The following is a 24,339-nucleotide window of genomic DNA, read 5'->3' on the forward strand; positions in this document are numbered from 1 at the left end:
GGTTATTTGCCGTAATTATAGTTTGGCTTACTTCCCATTGTAATTTTTAGTGTACCACCTTTCATAATATCGGCATGCTGTAAATAGCTTTCCTCATATTTTTTCCCGTTCAATAGAATGCTTTGGATATAAATATTCTTGTCGCTGTTGCTTACAGATTCAACAATGAATTTTTTTCCGCCCTCTAAATTAATTGTGGCTTTGTCAAATAACGGACTCCCGATGGCATAAGTTCCAGAGGCCGGAAATACAGGGTAGAACCCTAAAGACGAAAATACATACCATGCCGACATTTGTCCGCAGTCTTCATTTCCGATGATGCCATCTGGACGATCATGATACATTTCTTTTAAAATATGTCTTACCTTTTCAGCCGTTTTCCATTGCTGTCCACCGTAGTTGTACAGATAAGGAATGTGGTGCCCAGGCTCATTTCCATGAGCATACTGCCCAATCAGCCCCGTCATATCCTCCAACCCTCCCTCGTCCTGAAATGGTAGTGTAAAAAATTGATCAAGCCGCTGATTAAAGGCTTCTTTACCGCCCAGCAAACCGATTAAACCGTTTACATCCTGAGGAACAAGCCAGTTGTATTGCCAGGCATTTCCTTCTGAGTAAAGTACGTTTTTACTTTTAAACGGATCAAAGCCAGGAGTCCAGCTGCCGTCTGATAGTTTTCCTTTAAAGAATTTATCAGCCGGATCAAAGTATAGCTTATAGTTCTCAGCACGTTTTTTGAAGTTGTTATACTCATTTCCCTTTCCCATTTTTTGCGCCATTAGTGCAATACTTCCGTCCCCTATTGCATATTCCATTCCTTTGGCGGTTGAAGCTCCTTCTTTATCACTAGGTATTACCTGAAAGTTTTTAGCATACTCCAGGCCAAGTAAATTCACTTCTGAACTGTTTGTTAAAGCTTCAAAGGCCTTTTCGCCATCAAATTTTATCCCCTTAAGATAGGCCTCGGCAACAATCTGTCTGCTTGCCATACCTACCATTGTACCTGTTTCATTTCCCATAAGGTGCCAGATTGGTAAATGCCCTTGCTGATCATAAATGGCCAGCATTGAATTTATCATATCAGCAGCACGTTTAGGCTGTGTAAGTACATAGAGCGGATGAGCTGCCCGATAAGTATCCCAGGTTGAAAAAACACTGTAATTAGCGAACGAGCCACTTTTATATACCTTTTTATCGGCGCCACGATAATCGCCATTATGATCATTGAACAATGATGGGTTGATCATAGTGTGATACATCGCTGTATAAAAGATTTTCTTTTCTGTGATGTTCTTAGATTCAACCGTAAGCCTGGATAGTTCCTTGTTCCATTTATCATCTGCTTGTTTTACGATCTGCTCGAAGTTCCATTTTGGGATTTCTGCAGTGATATTATCAAGTGCATTTTCTGAACTTACAGGCGATATTCCAACCTTAAGTTCTAAAAGAGCAGGTGCCTGATCAAAATTAAAGAGCCCCTTTATTGCTTTACCAGTTGCCTCCTTATCTTTTAAAAGCGTATTGTTATTGTATAATGCAAAGTTCTTTATGGCTACTGACGATTTTATGGCAAAATAGATCCATTGATCTTTAGCCCAGCCAGATGATTTACGATAACCTTTGAATGTAAAATCATCAACCTGCTCAATATGGGTATCGGTAGACTGATCATTAATACCTTCTTTTAAATCGATGATCACATGTGCCTCTTTTCCTGCAGGAAAATGATACCGATGATAACCTACCCTCTCGGACGCGGTTAACTCTACATTGACGCCGTTTCCCAGTTTTACCGAATAGAAACCTGGTTTTGCTTGTTCATTCTTATGGGAAAAAAGTGAAGCATAGCCACTTCCCGGAACCTTTTCCTGGCCCTTATCTGTTTTAACACTTCCTGTATAAGGCATAATGGCAATATCAGAAAGATCGCCTATTCCGGTACCGCTTAAATGGGTTTGCGCAAAGCCTCTGATTACGCTATCCTGATAATTGTATCCCGAACACCAGTCCCAGCCTTTATAAAAATTATCGGGGCCAATTTGCACGCCTCCAAAAGGAACACTGGCTCCAATAAAAACGTGTCCGTGTGAGCCCGACCCAATAAATGGGTCTACAAAATCCGTTAACTTTTGACTGTTTTTACTTTGTGCACTGGCTATGTCAGTTATTCCGAAAAGTGCAAGGACTATACAAATACTAAGTTTCGTTCTCGTTCTGCAATAAAAAAAATTCATGAATTCTAATTGATGGTTTATTAATAGGTTTACATTTGGTGAACTACACAAATAAAGCATCGGGGATTAATTACATCATAATAAATCCTTAATTGTAATAGAATAATGAAAAATTTATACCAGTTTTTGAGTTATTCTGGCAATGTTAAAGAAAACGTAACCACATTATCTACACTATCGCCGTGCGAATTCGGATAGACTTTGTTATCTCTTTTAAAACCAGCCATCTTTAAAACTTTTACTGAACTGATATTATTTGCTGAAGGGAAAGCTGTTATTGTTTTTACTTTCAATTCTTCAAATCCGTACTTTATCACAGCAGTAATAGCCTCTCTCATAAATCCTTTTCCCTGAAAATCGGGAAGCAGCTCGTAACCAATCTCTGCAATGGCATTTTCAGCATCAAAATTCCAGAGGCAGATGGTTCCGATTAAAGAAGGGTTGTCAAGTAAAGAAATTGCCCAGTAAATACTGGCATTGTTCTCTATGAGTTTTCCAATCTTATAAATATGAGCCATGGCATCTTCTATACCAGTAGAAGGTGTTCTGCCAGTCATGGCCGCAATTTTAGGATCAGACCGCAGCATGTGAATTTGCAGGGCATCTTGGGCAGCTAATTCTCTAAGTAAAAGACGGGAGGTCTTTATTACGGGAAAAATAGAAAAATCAAGGTTTTTCATGAGTAAATAGGGATGTTGTATTATTTTAATAACTGCGAAAATGCAAATTTATTTTCTTTAAGGTACTTTTTGCGAACAAGGTAAACCGAGCAAATACCGAAACACCCGCCAGGAGCTATCAAGATGCACTAGGCTGTTTAAAAGCTTTAAACAACACTTCAATTTCTCATTCTAATAACTTAACTTTGCATCCTTAATTTTTGGAGATACTTGATTGATGTATAGGGAATTTAAACAGTTAGAACTAGCGAAAATAGGAAAAGAGATACTTGATTTTTGGAAAGCGGAGAACATCTTTGAAAAAAGCATTTCGACCCGATCAAAATCAAACCCATTTACTTTTTACGAAGGGCCGCCTTCTGCAAATGGAATGCCTGGTATTCACCACGTAATGGCGCGTGCTATTAAAGATATTTTCTGCCGTTATAAAACTATTAAAGGATTTCAGGTAAAAAGAAAAGCAGGATGGGATACTCACGGACTTCCTGTAGAACTGGGAACTGAAAAGGAACTTGGCATCACCAAAGAAGATATAGGAAAGACCATTTCAATTGAAGAGTATAACGAGGCTTGCAAAAGAACCGTAATGCGTTATACAGATGTATGGAACGACCTTACCGAGAAAATGGGCTATTGGGTGGATATGGATGATCCATATATTACTTATAAGTCGAAATATATGGAATCGGTTTGGTGGCTTTTGAAACAGATCTACGATAAAGGTTTATTATATAAGGGCTATACCATCCAACCTTACTCTCCAAAAGCGGGAACAGGATTAAGCTCACATGAGGTAAATCAGCCGGGAGCTTATCGTGATGTAACCGACACTACCATAGTTGCCCAGTTTAAATCGTTACCTGATACATTACCTGCTTTCCTGACAGGGTTTGGAGATATACATTTCATGGCATGGACAACAACGCCATGGACTCTACCATCGAACACAGCGCTGACCGTAGGTCCAAAAATAGACTATGTACTGGTAAAAACCTTTAATCAATATACTTACCTTCCTGTAAATGTAATCTTAGCCAAGAACCTGGTAGGAAAACAGTTTAATAAAATATACTTTGAAAGCACTGCTGAGGAAGATTTCAGTAATTTCAAAGAGGGTGACAAAAAGATCCCTTATCAAATTTTAACGGAGTGTAAAGGCGCAGACCTGGTAGGTGTTAAATATGAACAGCTTTTACCTTATACTTTACCATACCAAAATCCTGAAAATGCTTTCCGTGTGATCTCCGGAGACTTTGTGACTACAGAAGATGGAACAGGTATTGTACATACAGCGCCCACCTTTGGTGCCGATGATGCTAAAGTAGCTAAAGAAGCCACACCTGAGGTCCCTCCGATGCTGGTTTTGGATGAGAATGGATCTCTGGTTCCATTGGTAGACTTGCAGGGAAGATTTACTGCTCACGTAGGTGATCTGGCAGGGAAATATGTAAAAAATGAATATTACAACGAAGGTGAGGCTCCTGAGAAATCAGTAGACGTAGAAATTGCTATCCGCCTGAAAGAAGAAAATAAAGCGTTTAAGGTAGAAAAGTATGTTCACAGTTACCCGCACAGCTGGAGAACTGATGAACCGTTATTATATTACCCTCTGGATTCCTGGTTCATCAAAGTAACTGACATTAAGGACAGGATGTTTGATTTGAACGAGACCATCAACTGGAAACCAAAGTCTACAGGAGAGGGCCGTTTTGGAAACTGGTTAAAAAATGCAAACGACTGGAACCTTTCGCGCTCTAGATATTGGGGAATTCCCTTGCCAATCTGGAGAACGGAAGACAAAAGAGAAGAAATATTAATTGGCTCTGTTGAAGAGTTATATAATGCCATAGAAAAGTCGATAGAAGCGGGCTTTATGAAAGAAAATCCTTTTAAAGGATTTGAGATCGGCAACATGTCTGAAACCAATTATGATTTAGTAGATCTGCATAAGAATGTAGTGGACGGAATTATATTGGTTTCACCTTCGGGAAAACCTATGAATCGTGAAAGTGACCTGATCGATGTATGGTTTGACTCTGGCGCAATGCCTTACGCGCAATGGCATTATCCTTTTGAAAATAAAGATAAAATTGATGAGCAAAAAGACTTCCCTGCTGATTTTATAGCCGAAGGAGTTGACCAGACTCGTGGATGGTTCTATACCTTACACGCTATTGGAGCATTGGTTTTTGATAAAATTGCCTATAAAAATGTAGTTTCAAATGGATTGGTACTCGACAAAAACGGGCAGAAAATGTCTAAACGCCTGGGCAATGCAGCTGATCCGTTTAAGACATTGGAAGAGTACGGCCCGGATGCTACGCGCTGGTATATGATATCTAATGCAAATCCTTGGGATAACTTAAAGTTCGATATTGAAGGAATTGCAGAGGTACGCCGCAAGTTCTTTGGAACGCTTTACAATACCTATGCGTTCTTTGCCCTTTATGCAAATATTGACAAATTTGAAATAGACCAGGACAAGCTCACTCCAGTTGCTGAACGCAGTGAGCTTGACAGATGGATTCTATCTTTACTGCAAACATTAATTGCAGAGGTGGATGAAAGCTATGCTGCTTATGAGCCTACAAAAGCTGCAAGAGCAATTCAGTCATTTGTGGATGAACACTTGAGTAACTGGTACATCCGTTTATCACGCCGCCGCTTCTGGAAGGGCGAAATGACTGCAGATAAGAAAGCTGCGTATGAAACTTTATATGCTTGCTTAACCGGTATCTCGCAACTGATGTCGCCTATAGCTCCTTTCTTTGCTGACTGGTTATTCCAGAATTTAACTGCAGGAGATGCTGCTAATAATGTTGAATCTGTACATCTTGCCCTACTTAAGGAAGCTGATCAGAGCTTGATTGACACAGAACTGAATGAACGCATGCATCTGGCACAAGACATATCGTCGATGGTATTGTCGCTGCGTAAAAAAACAAGTATCAATGTTCGTCAGCCTTTGGCTAAAATCCTAATCCCGGTACTTGATAATAAATTTGCTGAAAGGGTTGAATTAGTTAAAGAATTAATCCTATCAGAAACGAATATTAAGGATATTGAGTATATTACCGACACTGCTGGCTTCATTACCAAAAAGATCAAACCTAACTTTAAAGCGCTAGGCCCTAAGGTTGGTAAAGACATGAAAATGGTTGCCGAAGTAGTAAACAACTTGACACAGGAACAATTGAGTCAGTTTGAAAATGAAGGGAAATATCAAATTACTGGCACTAATTATGTTATCGAGTTGAGCGACGTTGAAATCATTGCTGAGGATATACCAGGATGGCAGGTAACTAATATGGGTAACTTAACTGTTGCTCTTGATGTTACGATAACTGACGAACTGAAACAGGAAGGATTATCGCGTGAACTAATTAACAGAATTCAGAATTTAAGAAAAGAACTTAATTTTGAAGTTACAGATAGAATTACTGTGACTTTACAAAACCATAATTTAGTAGCTGCAGCTGTAGCTCAAAATAAAACATACATTTGCTCGGAAATTTTAGCGGATGAGGTTAAATTAACAGAAAGTTTAGATAATGGAAACAAAATAGTAATCGATGATGTTGAATTACAAATTTCGATTGCCAAACAATAATTATTATGGAAAAAGCTACAAAAACAAGGTACTCTGACAGTGAACTTCAAGAATTTAAAGAATTGATTCAGGAAAAATTACGTATGGCCAGAGAAGAGTTTCTTGATTTAACGAACTCTCTAAGCAGTCCTAATTCTAACGGAACAGAAGATACCTCTGGCACTTACAAAACGCTTGAAGATGGTTCTGCAACTCTTGAAAAAGAACAATTAAACCAACTGGCTGCACGTCAGAAAAAATTCATTGAGAATTTAGAGGCTGCATTAGTGCGTATTGAGAATAAAACTTATGGTATCTGCAGAGAAACAGGTAAACTGATTCAGAAAGAACGTTTACGTGCTGTACCGCACGCAACTTTAAGCATGGAAGCTAAACTGAAGCAGTCGTAATGAAAGGCTATACAAAACCTTTATTAATAATTTTCCTGGTTTTGCTTGCCGATCAGGTTTTAAAAACCTGGATCAAGACCAATATGTTTATGGGTCAGGAGTTCAAGATCATTGGCAATTGGTTCATTATTCATTTTACCGAAAATAACGGGATGGCCTTTGGGCTTGAGTTTGGCGGGGAGTTTGGTAAGCTTGCCTTATCATTATTCAGAATAGCAGCCGTTGCCGGTATCGGTTATGGATTACATTACCTGATCCAAAGGAAATACCATCGTGGTCTTATCTTAAACGTGGCATTGATATTTGCAGGTGCACTAGGAAATATTATAGATTCAGTACTTTATGGCGTAATATATGGTTATGCAGGATGGTTCCATGGAAGAGTGGTAGATATGTTCTATTTCCCCATCTGGGAAGGTCATTTTCCTTCGTGGTTTCCAATATGGGGCGGAGAGGATTTTATCTTTTTCAGACCGGTATTTAATATTGCAGACGCGGCCATCTCTGTTGGTGTAATCATCATACTTGTGTTCCAGAAAACTTATTTTAAGGAAGAATTTAAAGAAGAAATTGGCCCTAATAATGAGATAGTTGAAGAATAATTTTATGATTTGTGCTAATGATTTGTGGAATTGGTATGGTAATTTCATCTAACTATTAAATACACAAAAGAAAAACATTTATCATTATGAAAAAGTTATTAACCCTTGCCTTCGTTTCCTTATTAAGTATAAGCGCTATGGCTCAACAAGTAGATTTAAGAAAAAAGATTAGTGTTAGCGGTTCTGCGGAAACCGAAGTTACTCCAGACATTATTTACATCAGTATCTCTTTAAAAGAATATTTAAAAGATAACAACAGTAAGAAAAAGGTGGAGATCACTACTTTGGAAAGCCAGTTGTATGCTGCTGTTCAAAAAGCAGGTATCGACAAAGAAAACCTAACCATCAACAATTTATCAAGCTATGCTATTGTTACGGAGAAAAAGAAAAACCCTGATTATCTGGCTAGCAAACAGTATCGCTTAAAAGTATCTGATTTGAATAAATGGAATGATATCATTGGTTCTATTGATCCTAAAGGAATCGCTTATACCAACGTTGACAGTTATGATTATTCAAAAATTGAAACACTTAAAAAAGAACTAAAAATTAAAGCACTACAGGCTGCTAAAGAAAAAGCGTCTTACCTGGTTGAAGCCCTTGGGGATAAATTAGGTAGTGTAATTGACATCCAGGAAGTGAACAATGAACAATATCCACAGCCAATGTATCGTAATGTAATGATGATGAAAGCTGAAAGTGCTGATATGGCAGGAGCTGCTGCACCGGAGATTGACTTTAAAAAAATAAAACTGAACTATATAATGAATACAGTATTCGAAATTAAATAGTAGTAGTGACTACTTGAGTATACAGTTTTAAGGAAATACCTTTAAAAAACCTACCAATAACTTTTGGTAGGTTTTTTGTTATTTAGATAATATCACAAAATTCAAATCGTATGAAAAGATTAATTTACTCTTTAGTGCTAGTTTTCACATTGGCAATCAGCGCAAACACAGTTTCTGCCGCAGGAAAGACAGACAAGATTAAAACTGAGATGACTGCCGAGCAGCAAATTCAGCTAAAACAGATCACTGACCGTGTTCAGGAGATCCGTTCAATGGACAAATCTCAGTTGTCAAAAACTGAGAAGAAAGAGTTACGTAAAGAATTGAGAGGATTGAAAAAACAAGCAAATGCGTTAGGTGGCGGTGTTTACCTTTCTGTTGGTGCAATCATCATCATTATTTTATTATTAATTCTTATTCTATAGAATACCTTATTTACATCTACCTATAAAAAAAGCTTCCCAATTGGGAAGCTTTTTTTGCTTATGAAGTTTTGATCTTATTTAATCAATGTATTCAAAACCTGTATATTTTACCAAAGCTTCCGGAATTTTAATTCCTTTTTCAGTTTGGTTATTTTCCAGAATAGCGGCAACAATACGAGGTAGCGCCAGTGCACTTCCATTTAATGTATGTGCCAATTGCGTTTTACCAGAAGCACCTTTAAATCTTAATTTAAGTCTGTTACTTTGGTATGTTTCAAAGTTAGATACTGAAGATACCTCTAGCCAGCGTTGTTGCGCAGCACTCCATACTTCCATATCGTAAGTCATTGCAGAGGTAAAGCCCATATCGCCACCACATAAACGCAATACACGATAGTGTAGACCTAGCTCCTGAAGCAACGATTGAACATACGCACTCATGTCTTCCAGAACATCATAAGATTTATCCGGATGTACAACCTGTACTATTTCAACTTTATCGAACTGATGCAAGCGGTTTAATCCACGTACATGCGCGCCGTATGATCCTGCTTCTCTGCGAAAACACGGCGTGTATGCTGTGTTTTTTATGGGAAGCTCTTCTTCCTTTAAAATCACATCACGATAAAGGTTAGTTACAGGCACCTCGGCTGTTGGTATAAGGTATAAATTATCTACTCCCGCATGGTACATCTGTCCTTCTTTATCAGGTAACTGTCCGGTACCAAAACCTGAGGCTTCATTAACTAAATGAGGCACTTGCATTTCTCTGTATCCCTTTTCTGTTGCGTGGTCCAAAAAGAAATTAATAAGTGCTCTTTGCAAACGCGCGCCTTTGCCTTTATATACAGGGAAACCTGCGCCGGTTATTTTTGTACCAAGCTCAAAATCTATAATATCGTATTTAGCAGTCAATTCCCAGTGTGGCAGTGCACCTTCCGGTAAATCGGCAGGATTGCCGTGTTCATAAACAACTTCATTGTCTTCAGCTACACTCCCTGGTTTTACAAGGTGATGAGGTAGGTTTGGTAGCTGTACAATCAAACCATATAAGGCGTCTTCCACTTCTGTTAACTGATCTGAAAGGTTCTTATGCTCTTCCTTATTTGACGTAGTTTCTGCTTTAAGTACCTCTGCTTCTTCTTTCTTTCCGCTACGCATTAGTTCACCAATCTGTTTTGCAGCTGCATTGGCTACTGCGGAAAGGTTATCCAGCGAGGTTTGAACTTGTCTTCGTTCTTCGTCAATTTTAATAATTTCATCAACCAGTTCTGGGTGCTTAAAATTACGTACACTTAGTCCTTCTAAAACTTTCTCTCTATTTTCGCGGATATAGTTAACTTGCAGCATTATTTTATTTTTTAAACAAAGATAATAACTTAACTCGTCATTGCGAATGCAGTAGCACAATACGAGACCTAATAATTATGGAAGGTAAACTATTTCTTGTGCCCACCCCTATTGGAAATCTTGAAGACATGACCTTCAGGGCAATCCGAATTTTAAAAGAAGCTGATGTGATCCTTGCAGAGGATACCCGTACCAGCGCCCCTATGCTGAAGCATTTCGGGATTGATAAAAAAGCATATTCACATCACCAACACAATGAACATCAGGCAACCTCAGAAATCATTAAGTTTTTGAAAGAAGGTAAAATGGTAGCTTTGATATCAGATGCCGGAACACCTGCAATATCCGACCCTGGCTTCTTTTTGGTTAGGGAAGCAATAAAAAATGATTTGGCAGTAGAGTGCTTGCCTGGAGCTACTGCCTTTGTGCCTGCCCTGGTAAACTCAGGATTGCCTTCTGACGCCTTTGTTTTTGAAGGCTTTTTGCCCGTAAAAAAAGGACGACAAACACGTTTTAAAAAACTGGTTGAGGAAGAAAGGACAATAGTTTTGTATGAAAGCCCGCATCGGTTACTTAAAACACTTGAGGAATTTGCACAGTATTTGGGTGCAGATCGTCAGGCATCGGTAAGTCGTGAGTTAACCAAACTTTATGAAGAAACTGTGAGAGGTACTTTAACCGAAATTAAATCACATTTTGAAAACAATATATTAAAAGGAGAATTCGTAATTTGTATTGCGGGAGCTGAAGAAGTAAAAAAGAAAGCTAAGTATGATCGCGACAATTAGGGTTCAATTTTTGATAGCTCACTACTGAAATTATTATAAGAAAATAACATGATATTAATAGATAGATTTTTAAGTGACGAACAGGATCCTAAAGCTGTAGAAAAAGTTTTAGGTAAATTAAATGATATGTTAACCAGCAATGAGGAACTGATTTACATGGCTGTACAAAAAAAGCCGGCGGTAAATCTTTTACCTGATTGCATTGCAGTAAGTAACAAGCGTATCTTCTATTGTGAGCCTGGCAATTTTGGAATTACCATGAATTTTAAAGACATTTCCTGGAAGAGCATTAAAGAAGTTTCCTTTAAAGAAGAATTATTTGGTTCTAAATTCATTTGCGTGCCTTTACATGGCGAAAATATCATCACAGAATATATCCCTAAAGTGCAGGCCCGCAAGTTATATCAGGCTGCATATGAGCAATTAGAAAGTTTTAAAGAGCAACAAAGACAACTTGATCTGGAAGAAAGAAGATCATCCACATCGCCAGTAACTGTAAATACATTGCCCGCTCCGGAACCAGTGGAAGAAGACGAGCCACAAGCATTCTTTTCTCCACCCCCTGCTGCGCCTGCAATACCGGTAGAAGAACCAGAAGATGAAACTACATTAAAGCTAAGAAAACTAAAAAGCCTGTATGATAAACACCTTATTACGCAGGAAGAATATGAAGCTAAAAAAGCCGATATTTTAGACAGCTTATAATGAAATTCAGAAACACTGCTCTCCTTGCTTTACTAAGTGCGTTTTTAATGTGGCTGGCGTGGCCTCCTATTAAGTTTACCACTCCATTATTACTGGTTGGTCTTGTTCCATTACTTATTGCTTTAGAAAGAATTAAACAAAGCGAAAATCCTAAAAAAGGTAAGCGTATTTTCCTAACAGCAGGATTAACCTTTCTAATTTGGAATACCGCATCTATTTATTGGGTGTATAATGCCATAAGTTCAGTAAATGGCCCTGTGGTATCTTTCTTTGTTTCGCTTATCCCTTATGGCTTAGGAGCACTGCTCATGACTTTTGCTTTCTGGCTATATTACAGACTAGGCAGACTGGTAAATAAATACATTGCCTATTTGGGGCTAATATGCTTTTATATTGCAATGGAGTTTTTGCACCAGAGCTGGGATCTTTCCTTTCCATGGATGAATTTAGGGAATGGCCTATCGGGCATGCATCAGCTTGCGCAATGGTATGAATACACTGGTGTTTATGGCGGTTCATTCTGGATACTACTAAGTAACATTATTGCTTATGAGGCCTTTAAAGCACTTAAACCGGGTACTGCTATTGGCTTTGCCCGATTTAAATTTGCACTTCTGTGGGTTGTGATTATTGCAGCGCCGATTGCATTGTCCCTAACCTTATACTACGAGTACGAAGAAAAAGAGGTTCCTGTTAACGTAGTAGTTGTACAACCCAATATAGATCCTTACAAAAAATTTGGTGGTATTTCTTCAAGTGAGCAGCTTAAAATCCTTACTCATTTATCCGACTCCGTTGCTCAGCCAAGTACCGAATATTTTATATGGCCTGAAACAGCAATTTCAGATCGCTCTGATGAAGATAGAATCCGCACCAATTCTGAATTCCTGGATGCTCAGAAATTCCTTGAAAAATACAAAAATGGCAGTATTATTAGTGGCATTGAGAGTATTAAGTTCTACAACGACAAACAAACGCCTTCGGCCAGACAATATGATAATAGCACCTATGTTGATGTTTTTAATGCCGCATTACAGATAGAGAACTCTGCTAATGTACAATTCTATCACAAATCTAAATTGGTACCAGGAGTAGAGAAAATGCCTTTTCCCACAGCATTATCAGTATTAGCACCGGTTTTTGAAGGTTTTGGAGGAACAGTAGGTGGTTATGGCTGGCAAAAAAACCCTCAAGTATTTTATTCGTATGGTGGGGTAGGTGCTGTACCTGTAATTTGCTATGAATCGATCTGGGGAGGTTGGGTGGCCCAAGCTGTTAAGAATGGCGCACAGTTTATTGCTATTGTAACCAATGATGGCTGGTGGGGAAATACATCAGGAAAGGACCAGCACTTGTTATATGCCAAACTAAGAGCTATAGAAACCCGCAGGTATGTTGTAAGATCAGCCAATACGGGTATTTCTTGTTTCATTAACCAGAAAGGCGATATTATACAGCAAACCAAATGGTGGACCAGAACAGCCATTAAAGCAGATATCAATTTAAATGATGATCTTACTTTTTATGTAAGAAATGGCGATTTTATTCCTAAAATTCTATCTGTATTGGCTGGCTTGCTCGCACTAATTATTCCTTACAGAAAGTGGGTTAAAAAGTAACTAAGAAAGGTACTTTCCAACTATGGGCATTCTGCGGCCCATACCAAATGCTTTTGGAGAAACCCTTAATATCGGCGGTGTTTGATAACGCTTGAACTCTGCCGTATTTACCATTTTAATGATCCTTCTTACCAGCGCATCATCATAGCCTTGTGCAATGATTGCTGATGAACTTTGCTTTAGCTCTATATATTGAAACAGTATCTTATCAAGGATATCGTAATCAGGTAATGAATCTGAATCTTTTTGGCCTGGCCTAAGTTCTGCCGACGGTGGTTTAACAATGGAATTTTCTGGTATTACCACTCCGTCTTTATTAATATAATTAGCCAGTTGGTAAACCTGGGTTTTGTATACATCTCCAATTACGCCAATTGCGCCACACATATCACCATATAGTGTACCATACCCTACCGCGCATTCACTTTTGTTTGATGTGTTTAGAAGGATATAGCCAAACTTATTAGACATCGCCATCACAATGATCCCTCTGCATCTTGCCTGAATATTCTCTTCTGTAAGGTTAAAAGGTAATCCTTTAAAAGCAGACGCCATCATATTGTCAAACGCATTGGCCGCCTCTTTAATTGGAATGATTTCATGCTGACAACCAATGTTTCTAACAAGATCAAGTGCATCCTGAATAGAATGGTCAGACGAATATTTTGAAGGCATTAACACCGCCATTACATTTTCCGCTCCTAAAGCCCTACATGCCAGGGCGCATACAATAGCCGAATCTATACCTCCTGAAAGGCCTAACACTGCTTTTTTAAAGCCCGACTTTACAAAGTAATCTTTAATACCCAAGACTAACGCTTCGTAAATCTGCTCTATGTCGGTAATAGTTCTATGTATTTTGGGCGTATATCCTTTAATTAAATCACCTTCAACTTCATAGATCTTTAACTCTTCTTTAAAATAAGCCATTTCATCCAGAAGATTACCTTCTTTATCAAATGCCAGTGAACCGCCATCAAATACGATTTCAGTTTGCGCACCTACCTGATTAACGTACAATAAAGGAAGTTTATATTTTTTAGCATTATCTGCCAGAACCACTACCCTTTCATCATCATGGCAATATGAAAATGGCGACGCCGCAATATTAATCATCAGATCAGGGTTTTGCTTAATCAATTCATCCATCGGATTGGAAACATACAATGGATTGTTGTTGATGTTCCATAAGTCTTCGCAAATGGTTAGGGCTATTTTACGGCCCTTAAAAGTTATGCATTCGAATTGAGTGGCAGGTTCAAAATAACGGTATTCGTCGAATACATCGTAATTTGGAAGCAATGCTTTTTTTGCAATGGCTTTTACCTCTCCTTCCTCTATGAAATATGCCGCATTGTATAAATCTTTTCCTGCAAGCACCTCGTTTTTAACAGGCAAACCTACAATACAGGCAATCCCTTTACAATGAGCTGCAATTTCTTGTGCAGCAGTTTCGCACAGACCAATAAACTCATCAAATTCTAAGAAATCACGTGGTGGATAACCACAAATAGACAGCTCAGCGAATACAACCAGGTCGGCTCCTTTATCTTTTGCCAACTGAATGTTGTCGATTATTTTTTTTGTGTTGTATTCAAAATCACCAATGTGATAGTTGAGTTGCGCCAGTGCTATATTCATGAGCTTGTAATTGTAGAAAGTACTACTAAGTAAGTTTATTAAAAGAAAACGCCAAAATTAATACCAAGATAATGATTGCGGATATTATTATTTTTATCGGTGGTAATGTCGGTAAAGCCATTGTTATACGTTAGTCCTGCTGCAATACTTGTATTTCCACTTAGCTCAAATTCTGCTCCTGCACCTAATATCAGACCGGCACGATATAGCTTAATTGTTTTCGAAATATTCTCATCGCGCAAGCTTGATTTTCCTGCGGCATCGGCATCCTGTTTGGCTCCGATATTAAAATCATTTGATAAACCAAATTGACCATACCAGCGGATATCATTAATTTTAACAGTTTTTAGTTTAACTGTAAGTGGCACTTCGATATATTGAAGCTTATACTTAAGTTCATAGGGTATTTGAGTTGGAGGAGTAGTTTCTTCAGTAATTATCTGCGTGCTTTTACCATTAATTGTAGTGATGGTAACACCCGTTGCAAAACTATAGTTCTCAGCAAAATTAAAGTCGCCCATTAAACCATAGGAAAATCCAAGAGCAACTCCATTACTTTTACCCACCTGTGGTTTTACCCAACCTATTGTTGGATGAGCGGTTAATCCAAGTCTGAAACCGTAATATGGAGATGAAGAATCTTGTGCAAAAACGCTTCCTGTTACAAACAATAATAATATCGCGATAAATGTGTGTTTCATATAAATATATTTTCCTTTAATGCCTATGAAGCTTGAATAAACTTACTTTATATTTGTTTACAATGATATATAACGTAAAATTCCACCAAAGCTATCTATTTTTTCTATTTGTGTCGGCTTTTTTTTCGTCACTACTTGTTTCGTGTACCCAAAGTACTAAACCTGATGTTAGCGCAATACATTTAGATGTCAAAATTGCCCGGTTCGATAGAGATTTATATGCCGGAAAATCTAAAAATCTAAGTGAGACCAATGCGTTCCTAACAAAGAAATACGGTACTTTTTACGATGACTATGTGCATAGGATGGTTGGTAATTTTGACTATACAAATCAAGAGATCTTAACCACCCTATACCAGGATTCTGCGTACTCAGATTTAAACAAAGAGGTGGATAGTGTTTTTAAAGACATAACACCAATAGAAAAAGACTTATCTGAAACTTTTAAATACGTCCTTTACTATTATCCTAAAGCAAAAGTTCCTCAGTTTATATCATTTGTTTCTGGTTTTGCTGTGCAGACGCCAATTGGCGATAATTACATGGGCATTGGGTTGGATATGTTTATGGGAAAAAACAACCAATTTTACAAAGCCATAGTGCAAAGTGTACCAACTTACCTTTCCCGACGTTTTACTCCTGAATACATTGTTCCGCGAATAACTGAGACTTATGCACGAGAAGAACTATTTCATGAACGGGACGAAGACAGAACCTTACTTTCAAAGATGATTCATAACGGAAAAATTTTATACTTTATGGACAAGGTGCTTGATGAGAAAGTTCCGGATTCAGTTAAAATAGGATATACTCAAAAACATATAGACTGGTGTAAGACTTTTGAAAGCGACATTTGGGCCTATTATCTACAGAACAACCTATTATTTGAAACCGATTACCAGAAGATACAGGTGCTTTTGAGCGAAGGCCCTTTTACGCCCGGACTTGGAGAGAAGAACGAGTCGGCTCCTAAATTAGGTATCTGGACCGGATGGCAGATTATAAGAAAGTACATGCAGGAAAATAAAGATGTTACCTTACAGCAATTGATGGCTGAACAGGATGCTCAAAAAATATTAAATTTATCAAAGTACAAACCTAAATAATGCTAAATGACTAAAATAGGAATCGTATTATCTGGTGGCGGAATCAGAGGAATTGCACACCTGGGTGTTTTAAAGGCATTTGGAAATGCCGGCATTAAGTTTAGTCACATTAGCGGAACCAGTGCAGGTTCAATTGCAGGAGCCTTATTTGCTTCAGGCATCGATCCTGAAGATGCTTTAAATATTTTTATAGAGACCAAACTCTTAAAATTCCTTCGACCTGCGGTAGGCTCACTAGGCTTAATTAATATTGAAAATACATCAAGCTTATTTAAAGAATACTTTCCTGATGATAGAATTGAAAGCCTAAAAATCCCACTTACCATTGCTACAACTAATTTCAGCAAAGGAGAATTGGTATACTTTGACAAAGGGCCCCTGATCAGGACCATACAAGCATCTAGCTGCATTCCGGGCATATTTAAACCGATTATGATAAATAATGAGATGTATGTTGATGGCGGCATTTTAAATAACTTCCCGGTTGAACCTTTATTAAATAACTGCGATTTCATTATCGGATCGTCATGCAACCACTTAAAACCCGTTGAAAAAATCACCAAGATTACGGCGTTAATGGCAAGAGCGGGGCTGATGTCTGTAAATAAAGATATGGAAGAAAAGGCCGCCTTCTGTAATGTGCTAATCGAGCCAAAAGGAATGGGTGAGATCAGTACTTTTGACATGAAAAAAGCCGAAACTATCTATTGGCTCGCATATGAAGAAACGTTGAAAACCATTAAAAGTAACGAAAGTCTAAAGAATCTGATAAAGGTTCCGATTAAAGAACTGGAGTAGCTTTTAAAGAAACTAAAGCATCACCATCCATAACTGGAATCGCCTGACAAAGGTTTAACTGCAAGCAGAACCTTACATCTTCTTCTATATTTAATTCAGCTAGTCTGTGGCTATGGGAAGATTTATGAAGATAACTTCTAAGGTCATCTTTGGCCAGTTTATATAAGTCTTCTGCAGCTACAGAAGAATCATCGAAATGAGTAAATTCCTTACGCAATTCAGCAACTACAGCTCCGGCAAACAGGGTATCTTCCAGATTGAATTTATCTTTCCATCCTGCACAAAGTAACAAAACACTTTTATCCTGAATTTTAAGCCAGTTGCATAGGGCCTGTAGATTTAAAAAAGAGCCCATCACTACCTGATGCGCTCGTTTTCTCGCCATATGAAGGGCTTTTGTACCATTAGTAGTTGTAAGCACTACAGTTCTGCCACCAACCTTTTCAGTTGTATAGGAGAAAGGTGAATTCCCGAAGTCATATCCTTCTACCACTTGTCCGTCACGCTCTGCTGCCAGTAAAAATCCTTTATCAGAATAGTTAAGACAATCTTCTACGTTTGCTACCGGTATAATTGCAGTTGCGCCGTTATCTATTCCATACACGATGGAAGAAGTCGCTCTGAGCACGTCAATAACTACCACAATGCTATCTTCAATAGCATACAGATCTAATAATGCGGGCGTTAAACAAACTTCTATACTTTTTTGCATCGACAGGATATGGCTTTTATTTATAAAAAGGGAATTTAACTACTTTGGCTTTAATTTTATTATTACGGATATTGATAAAAATCTCGGTTCCTTCTTTATCCATGCCTTTTGAAATGTATCCCATTCCTATTGCCTTTTGTAAAGACGGAGATTGAGTACCAGAAGTAACCTTACCTATTACGTTCCCTTCGGCATCCACTATTTCATAGTCATGACGAGGGATCCCCCTGTCAATCATTTCAAATCCTATTAGTTTACGCGCAATACCAGCTTCTTTTTGAGCTAATAAAGCATCAGAGTTGGTAAATTCCTTAGTGAATTTAGTGATCCATCCTAACCCTGCTTCAATTGGAGAGGTAGCGTCATCAATATCATTTCCGTATAAACAGAAACCCATTTCTAAACGCAAAGTATCACGGGCACCTAAGCCAATAGGTTTCATATTGAAAGGTTTACCTGCTTCAAAAATAGCATCCCAGATTTTATCGGCGTGTTCGTTATCAAAATAGATCTCAAAACCTCCGGCACCAGTATAACCAGTTGCAGAGATCACAACATTATCAACACCTGCAAATGTACCTTTTACGAAGTTGTAATATTCCATAGAAGCGAGATCAACATCAGTTAAACCTTGCAATGCTTCGGCCGCTTTAGGTCCTTGTATCGCAAGTAAAGATGTTTTATCAGAAATATTATGCATTTCTACACCTTTATCATTGAATTTCTGAATCCAGTTCCAGTCTTTATCTATGTTAGATGCATTAACAACCAGCATATAGGTTTTTTCATCTATACGATAAACCAACAAATCATCAACAATGCCTCCGTCTTCGTTTGGAAGGCAAGAGTATTGTACTTTTCCATCATAAAGTTTTGAAGCATCATTACTGGTAACACGTTGAATTAAGTCTAACGCATTCTCGCCCTTTAAAATAAATTCGCCCATATGGCTAACGTCAAAAACGCCAACGCCGTTTCTAACCACAGCATGTTCTGCATTTATACCGTCGTACTGAACTGGCATATTATAACCTGCAAATGGCACCATTTTAGCCCCTAAAGAGATGTGTTTATCTGTTAATGCGGTATTCTTCATATTATATATCTGTAAAAACGTGGGCAAAGGTATATAAAATTTAAGCACTTACTAACTTTTGGTAGATATTCAACATCCTTTTAGAGATGGAAAAAAAGTCGTGATCACGCTCTACCGTTTTTCTCGCATTTTCACCTATTTCACGCCATTTTTTAGGGTTGGTGATGCATTGCAGTATAGACCTGTAAAACTCGTCGGCAGTATTGGCTATAAGAATATCTTTACCATGTTCGCACTTGATTCCTTCGGCGGCCATGCTTGTTGCAATGATACATTTGCTCATGGCCATACCTTCGATAATTTTTACCCGCATCCCACTGCCAGACAACAGCGGAACTATCATAATCGCTTTAGAATTAATAAATTCTATTGCGTCAAAAATTTCACCTTCTACTACCAGGTTTTCAGAGTCATACTCAAAAAACTCTCTGGGCATGTTTTTTCCAGCGATATAAAATCGCAGCTCACTACTCAATTTTTCTATATCCGGCCATATTTCATCAAGAAACCATTCCAATCCCTCTTTATTTGGTCGCCAATCCATAGCCCCTAAATGAAACAACGTAGGAAAGCTGGTTTTAGAGGGGTCGGTAACATATTTTTTAAAGTCTAGTGCTACCGGAAAAACTTCAAGAGCTGTTTCACAACCAAACCGAAGAATACTTTGCCTGTCTTGCTCGCTTATAGCAAAAACCTGGTGAAACCTGTTCATCTGTTCGGTTTCATAAACCTTTAAACGACGCGCAAGAAATTGTAAATACATCCGTCTTGGTGTAAACTTTTCGGTTCTTGCAATACGCTCCCAAACATCAAACTCTATATTATGCGCCCTATAAACCACTTTGGCCTTACTATTCGCTTTAACAATATCCAGATAAGGCACCACAAACAGCCCCTCGAATTGAATAATATCAAATTCATTTTCCCTTAAAATATCTTCAAGCAGTTTAGCCGCCTCATCATCAAAATATCTTGAAACGTTATAAGACTGATTAGAGAAAACATTAAATAACGCTCCCCAAACATTAACCTCGGTATCCAAGCTAAAGGAATGGAATTTTATGCTGTCAAAAACAGGGTCATAAATATCATCCACATCAACTCTGTGTTTATTAGTGTTGATGCTAAATAAGGTTATTTCGAGGCCAAGTTGTAGCAACCCCTTAATAGTGTTATAAACTACTATGGGATATCCACTATTTGGCGGAAAGGGGACCCTATTTGTCAGAATTAATATTTTCAAATCACGTGAAAATACTAATTATCCTTCGTTTTCGGAAAATAGGGCTAGTTGCGGATTGCTAATTGTGAAAGTTTTACGGTGAAATGGCGACAAGCCGTGCTCTAAGGCAGCCATCCGATGTACTATTGTAGGATACCCTTTATTTTGATGCCACTGATAATGAGGATATTGGATCGATATATTTTCCATAAATTCATCTCTATGGGTTTTAGCAAGAATAGACGCTGCTGCAATATTTAAATATTTACCATCTCCTTTCACAATGCAGGTATGAGGAATGTTTGGGTATGCTTTGAAACGGTTTCCATCTATGCTCAGATATTCTGGCTTTATGGCTAACTTTTCTACTGCTCTATGCATTGCAAGAAAGGATGCATTGAGGATATTAATCTTATCTATTTCCAGGTGATCAACTTCTGCTACAGCCCAGGCAATTGCTTCCCTTTCTATAATTACCCTTAAATTACAACGCTGTTTATGAGTAAGCTTTTTAGAATCAGTTAACTCTCCGGCAATAAAATCAGGAGGTAAAATTACAGCAGCAGCAAATACTGGCCCTGCCAAACAACCTCTCCCTGCTTCATCACATCCGGCTTCTAATAATTCATTCTGGTAACAGTTCAATAGCATATTACAACAAAGTTAGTAAATTTAATAGTTGTGCCTATACAGAGATATTTTGCGACTTTACATCAAATGCATCTCTTAGTCCAATAGCTAATAAATTAAACGCATATACGGTAAGCATAATTGCAAGTCCAGGTAGAATAGCCAGATAGGCAGCATCCATAATAATATATCCGTAATGCTCCTTTATCATACCTCCCCAGCTAGCCATTGGAGGTTGTGCCCCAAAGCCTAAAAAGCTTAATCCTGTTTCTAAAAGTATTGCCGAAGCGAAATTCGCAGAAGCAACCACAAGTATTGGACCGGCAATATTAGGTAGGATGTGCTTTATGATGATTCTTGGAGTAGAATATCCAAGTGCTTTTGATGCTTCTACAAATTCTACCTCCTTTAATGCAATTACCTGTCCGCGTACCAAACGGGCAACATCTACCCAGGTAGATAACCCAACCGCTATAAATATTTGCCAGAATCCTTTACCGAGGGCAAACGAAATTGCAATGACCAGTAATAGGGATGGTAGCGACCAGATCACATTTATAAACCAGCTGATTGCAGCATCAGTTTTACCTCCAAAATAACCTGCCAAGGCCCCTAAACTAACTCCAATAAAAAGGGAAATAAGTACAGCCATTAACCCTACCGACAATGACACGCGAATCCCCAGGATCAATCTGCTTAACAGATCTCGTCCATAAACATCAGTGCCTAGCCAAAAAGTCTGCGTATAGCGGTTAGTACCTTTAACTAAAGGGAAACTTGTTTCCTCCGCTTGCTCATCATCGCCAATATATTCTCTTGCATAAACTTTGCCCTGGCTTTCACGGTAAGAAGTGATAGGTACACTCTTAAAGTCTGCCTCCTGGCCATAAAGCATCTTCTCAAAGAAATTAACTTTCCTAATGTTCTTGTTTTTACTGACAATTAAAAAATCAAAGGTTCTTCCTGGTTTTTTATTTGTAAGCTGAAGATGCATGGTATTCGCATTCGGGGTTTGATCGGGAGTAATTGCATAACCAAGAATACCCATAATGATAAGCGTAACAATAAATAACAACCCACCAAAGGCTAGTTTATTCTTTCTAAACCGTTTCCAGACTTTTCTTGAAGGGCTATTGTTTGCTTCCACTACTTTACCATTCTCCCTTTCCAGTTATATTTTCCGGAGTTGCCGGCAATACCAATATAAACGATGTATATCATGTGCAATATGTTTAACACAGGCAGCAGAAGCAATAATTTTCGCCTTCTTGCAAAACCAGTTACATCATATAAAAATAAGAATTCGACTATTATTTTTGCCAGTATTTGAAAGACAGCCAATTTAAAATAGAACTCTATAAATAAACCAATACCCAAGTTCATAAGTACACTTAGATTGAACAACCATATGCAAACACCAAGAACAATGATCGACTTGTTTTTGTATCTGGTGCTTTTTGAAGCCCAACGTTTCCTCTGCTGAATGAATTCCTTTAATGTGGGCTTCGCATGGGTATAAACGATAGCATCTCTATTCTTCAAAAATCCAACATTGTTATCAAAGCGAGCTGCTATTTTATGCAAAAGTAATTCATCATCACCAGAAGCGAGATCATCAATTCCTTTAAATCCACCTACTTCATAAAAGGCTTCCTTCTCATAGGCCAAATTGGCACCATTGCAGGTAGACGGTTGTTTGTTCCCTATGGTTGAAGCACCCAATCCTATTAAATAAAGAAACTCCAGCGATTGTGCCCGCTCAAAGAAACTTTTTTCCTGAAAATAAGCAACAGGTGAGGAAATCATTTTATAATTTCCCGCCTCATAAAACTGGATTATCGTTTTTAACCAGTCTGGCCCCATTCTGCAATCAGCATCAGTAGTAATTATCAATGTACCGGTCGACTGTCCTATAGCTGTTTGTATCGCCTTTTTTTTATAGGAGTTTAAAGCTTGATCCTCATTAAGGCAAATTAATTTTACACCTCTGCTTGCATACGATCTTATAATTTCAGCGGTTCTGTCTGTAGAATGATCATCGATGAAGATAATTTCCGTGAGTTCCTTATTATAATTTTGAGCAAGCAGGTCATCAATAGTATTTGAAATATTTGTTTCTTCATTACGTGCGGCTACCAAAATGGACACCCTGGTTTTTCCTTCACCCTCAGAAGTCTTAAAATATATAAGGCTATGCCACCCTTTAATAAAGGCTATAACCACTATTACATATAAAATAGTTAAGAAAGAGGAGAGGTAACTAACTGCGCTGAATATTTCCAAAGAAATTAAGTTTAAAAACGAAATAAGTTCCTAATATAGCAGGAATTATAATATTTATTAGCCAGATACCAGCAGTGCACGCTATAACTGCAATATTCTGATCTGTTATGAAGCCAAAAAAGTACGATGCCGTAACACTCCTAACCCCTATATCAAAAAGATCAAGAGAAGGTAAAGTCGATTGCACAAAAAACAGAATACTCACCATCATCATGATATCAAGATAATGTAATTCAGGTATTAGCCAATAGAAAAGGATAAAGTATTGGGTACTAAACACAACGTATCTTGACAAGCAAAACAACAATATGTTTAGCAGCTCCCTTTTCTGATATCTTGCAAGAATCCCATAGAATCTTTTGTATTTACGTGTAAAACGCATGGACACCAAAATTCCATTTAACCATTTTATATTAAAATAAAAAATGATAAAAAACAAGCAGAACATTATTGAAAGGATTACCAGGGCATAAAACAAGCGGTAATCTATATTTACAAACTTGTAGATGAAAATACATAGTGCTATTGCGCCAAACACGTTGGTAAGTACCATTTGGCCTATATTCCCAACCGCCATGGCCACTACACCTACAATCCTTCTTTTAGGCGACAGGAAGAAGACCCGGCCACCATATTCTCCAATTCTGTTGGGTGTGAACACTGCCCAGGTTAATCCACAGAATACAGATTCAATAGATCTCCAAATGCTAATTTTCTCTATCCCTGAAACTAACCTTCTCCATTTTAGCGCTTCCAGCCCCCAGTTCAAAAGCATAAGAACAATAACCGTAGTCATCACCAGGATAATTTCTGATTCAGGAATTTGCTTTAATAAATTTTTAAATGAGTTTAAATTCTCATTATTAGACAGTTTGTTGTAAATGATCCAAAAGGCAAATACAACAATTGCTGTTTTAATAAAGTAGGAAAGTATTTTTTTGTACCGCGATGTCAACT

General features: G+C 38.0%; 22 protein-coding genes. 10 read left to right on the plus strand and 12 right to left on the minus strand.

Annotated elements, in window-relative coordinates:
• Nucleotides 1–2 precede the first annotated feature (2 nt).
• The gene (locus HQN86_RS14625) at nt 3–2,234 is read right to left on the minus strand and encodes a GH92 family glycosyl hydrolase (protein WP_172661644.1); all 2,232 of its coding nucleotides are present in this window, start codon (nt 2,232–2,234) and stop codon (nt 3–5) included.
• Nucleotides 2,235–2,365: 131 nt separating this feature from the next.
• Complete coding sequence (locus tag HQN86_RS14630) at nt 2,366–2,914, minus strand: GNAT family N-acetyltransferase (protein WP_172661645.1); 549 nt, start codon at nt 2,912–2,914, stop codon at nt 2,366–2,368.
• A gap of 217 nt (nt 2,915–3,131) precedes the next feature.
• Here HQN86_RS14630 and ileS point away from each other — a divergent pair, with 217 nt between their 5' ends.
• The 5 genes from ileS (at nt 3,132) to HQN86_RS14655 (ending at nt 8,731) form a co-directional block, all read left to right on the plus strand.
• Nucleotides 3,132–6,524, plus strand: a complete 3,393-nt coding sequence (gene ileS, locus HQN86_RS14635) for an isoleucine--tRNA ligase (RefSeq protein WP_172661646.1) — start codon at nt 3,132–3,134, stop codon at nt 6,522–6,524.
• A gap of 5 nt (nt 6,525–6,529) precedes the next feature.
• Nucleotides 6,530–6,913: a TraR/DksA family transcriptional regulator gene (locus HQN86_RS14640; protein WP_068891888.1), complete on the plus strand. Its 384-nt coding sequence runs from the start codon at nt 6,530–6,532 to the stop codon at nt 6,911–6,913.
• Nucleotides 6,913–7,515, plus strand: coding sequence for a lipoprotein signal peptidase (locus HQN86_RS14645; protein WP_048907639.1), 603 nt, complete (start codon nt 6,913–6,915; stop codon nt 7,513–7,515). Before HQN86_RS14640 ends, HQN86_RS14645 begins: the two co-directional genes overlap by 1 nt.
• Nucleotides 7,516–7,601: 86 nt before the next feature.
• Nucleotides 7,602–8,306, plus strand: coding sequence for an SIMPL domain-containing protein (locus tag HQN86_RS14650; protein WP_048907640.1), 705 nt, complete (start codon nt 7,602–7,604; stop codon nt 8,304–8,306).
• Nucleotides 8,307–8,416: 110 nt separating this feature from the next.
• Nucleotides 8,417–8,731 carry a hypothetical protein gene (locus HQN86_RS14655; RefSeq protein ID WP_048907641.1) on the plus strand — a complete coding sequence of 105 codons (315 nt, stop codon included), beginning with the start codon at nt 8,417–8,419 and terminating at the stop codon, nt 8,729–8,731.
• Nucleotides 8,732–8,809: 78 nt separating this feature from the next.
• Here HQN86_RS14655 and serS read toward each other — a convergent pair whose 3' ends face one another.
• Complete coding sequence (gene serS / locus HQN86_RS14660) at nt 8,810–10,081, minus strand: serine--tRNA ligase (RefSeq protein WP_172661647.1); 1,272 nt, start codon at nt 10,079–10,081, stop codon at nt 8,810–8,812.
• A 77-nt stretch (nt 10,082–10,158) separates the two neighbouring features.
• Here serS and rsmI point away from each other — a divergent pair, with 77 nt between their 5' ends.
• The 3 genes from rsmI to lnt are packed head-to-tail and all read left to right on the plus strand — an operon-like array spanning nt 10,159 to nt 13,193.
• On the plus strand, nt 10,159–10,869 hold the full coding sequence (gene rsmI / locus HQN86_RS14665) for a 16S rRNA (cytidine(1402)-2'-O)-methyltransferase (protein ID WP_172661648.1): 711 nt from the start codon (nt 10,159–10,161) through the stop codon (nt 10,867–10,869).
• A gap of 48 nt (nt 10,870–10,917) precedes the next feature.
• Nucleotides 10,918–11,574 (plus strand): PH domain-containing protein, encoded by a 657-nt coding sequence (locus HQN86_RS14670; RefSeq protein ID WP_172661649.1) that lies wholly within the window; start codon nt 10,918–10,920, stop codon nt 11,572–11,574.
• A complete protein-coding gene (lnt, locus tag HQN86_RS14675) occupies nt 11,574–13,193 on the plus strand; it encodes an apolipoprotein N-acyltransferase (protein WP_172661650.1) in 1,620 nt (539 codons plus the stop codon). The genes HQN86_RS14670 and lnt overlap by 1 nt, the downstream gene beginning before the upstream one ends.
• Here the strand turns inward: lnt and HQN86_RS14680 are convergent, their stop codons facing one another.
• Nucleotides 13,194–14,834, minus strand: coding sequence for an NAD+ synthase (locus HQN86_RS14680; RefSeq protein ID WP_172661651.1), 1,641 nt, complete (start codon nt 14,832–14,834; stop codon nt 13,194–13,196).
• A gap of 38 nt (nt 14,835–14,872) precedes the next feature.
• A complete protein-coding gene (locus HQN86_RS14685; RefSeq protein ID WP_172661652.1) occupies nt 14,873–15,535 on the minus strand; it encodes a porin family protein in 663 nt (220 codons plus the stop codon).
• Between the two features lie 62 nt (nt 15,536–15,597).
• On the opposite strand from HQN86_RS14685, the gene gldB reads away from it, so the two are divergent.
• Together gldB and HQN86_RS14695 are read left to right on the plus strand one after the other, a co-directional pair.
• The gene (gldB, locus tag HQN86_RS14690; RefSeq protein WP_172661653.1) at nt 15,598–16,641 is read left to right on the plus strand and encodes a gliding motility lipoprotein GldB; all 1,044 of its coding nucleotides are present in this window, start codon (nt 15,598–15,600) and stop codon (nt 16,639–16,641) included.
• A gap of 6 nt (nt 16,642–16,647) precedes the next feature.
• On the plus strand, nt 16,648–17,439 hold the full coding sequence (locus tag HQN86_RS14695) for a patatin-like phospholipase family protein (RefSeq protein WP_172661654.1): 792 nt from the start codon (nt 16,648–16,650) through the stop codon (nt 17,437–17,439).
• Here HQN86_RS14695 and HQN86_RS14700 read toward each other — a convergent pair.
• From HQN86_RS14700 to HQN86_RS14730, 7 genes are read right to left on the minus strand one after another with little or no spacing between them, the layout of a single operon-like run.
• Nucleotides 17,423–18,151, minus strand: coding sequence for a 2-phosphosulfolactate phosphatase (locus tag HQN86_RS14700; protein ID WP_172661655.1), 729 nt, complete (start codon nt 18,149–18,151; stop codon nt 17,423–17,425). The two genes, HQN86_RS14695 and HQN86_RS14700, sit on opposite strands and share 17 nt — an antisense overlap.
• A gap of 16 nt (nt 18,152–18,167) precedes the next feature.
• The gene (gene gcvT / locus HQN86_RS14705) at nt 18,168–19,247 is read right to left on the minus strand and encodes a glycine cleavage system aminomethyltransferase GcvT (protein ID WP_172661656.1); all 1,080 of its coding nucleotides are present in this window, start codon (nt 19,245–19,247) and stop codon (nt 18,168–18,170) included.
• 40 nt (nt 19,248–19,287) lie between these two features.
• A complete protein-coding gene (locus tag HQN86_RS14710; RefSeq protein WP_172661657.1) occupies nt 19,288–20,490 on the minus strand; it encodes a glycosyltransferase family 4 protein in 1,203 nt (400 codons plus the stop codon).
• Nucleotides 20,491–20,508: 18 nt separating this feature from the next.
• Nucleotides 20,509–21,120 carry a ribonuclease HII gene (locus tag HQN86_RS14715; protein WP_172661658.1) on the minus strand — a complete coding sequence of 204 codons (612 nt, stop codon included), beginning with the start codon at nt 21,118–21,120 and terminating at the stop codon, nt 20,509–20,511.
• Between the two features lie 34 nt (nt 21,121–21,154).
• A complete protein-coding gene (locus HQN86_RS14720) occupies nt 21,155–22,246 on the minus strand; it encodes an ABC transporter permease (RefSeq protein ID WP_172661659.1) in 1,092 nt (363 codons plus the stop codon).
• A complete protein-coding gene (locus tag HQN86_RS14725; protein ID WP_172661660.1) occupies nt 22,246–23,382 on the minus strand; it encodes a glycosyltransferase family 2 protein in 1,137 nt (378 codons plus the stop codon). Before HQN86_RS14725 ends, HQN86_RS14720 begins: the two co-directional genes overlap by 1 nt.
• Complete coding sequence (locus tag HQN86_RS14730; RefSeq protein ID WP_172661661.1) at nt 23,360–24,337, minus strand: hypothetical protein; 978 nt, start codon at nt 24,335–24,337, stop codon at nt 23,360–23,362. The genes HQN86_RS14725 and HQN86_RS14730 overlap by 23 nt, the downstream gene beginning before the upstream one ends.
• Nucleotides 24,338–24,339 lie beyond the last annotated feature (2 nt).

Source organism: Pedobacter panaciterrae, from assembly GCF_013204795.1.
GTDB lineage: Bacteria > Bacteroidota > Bacteroidia > Sphingobacteriales > Sphingobacteriaceae > Pedobacter > Pedobacter panaciterrae.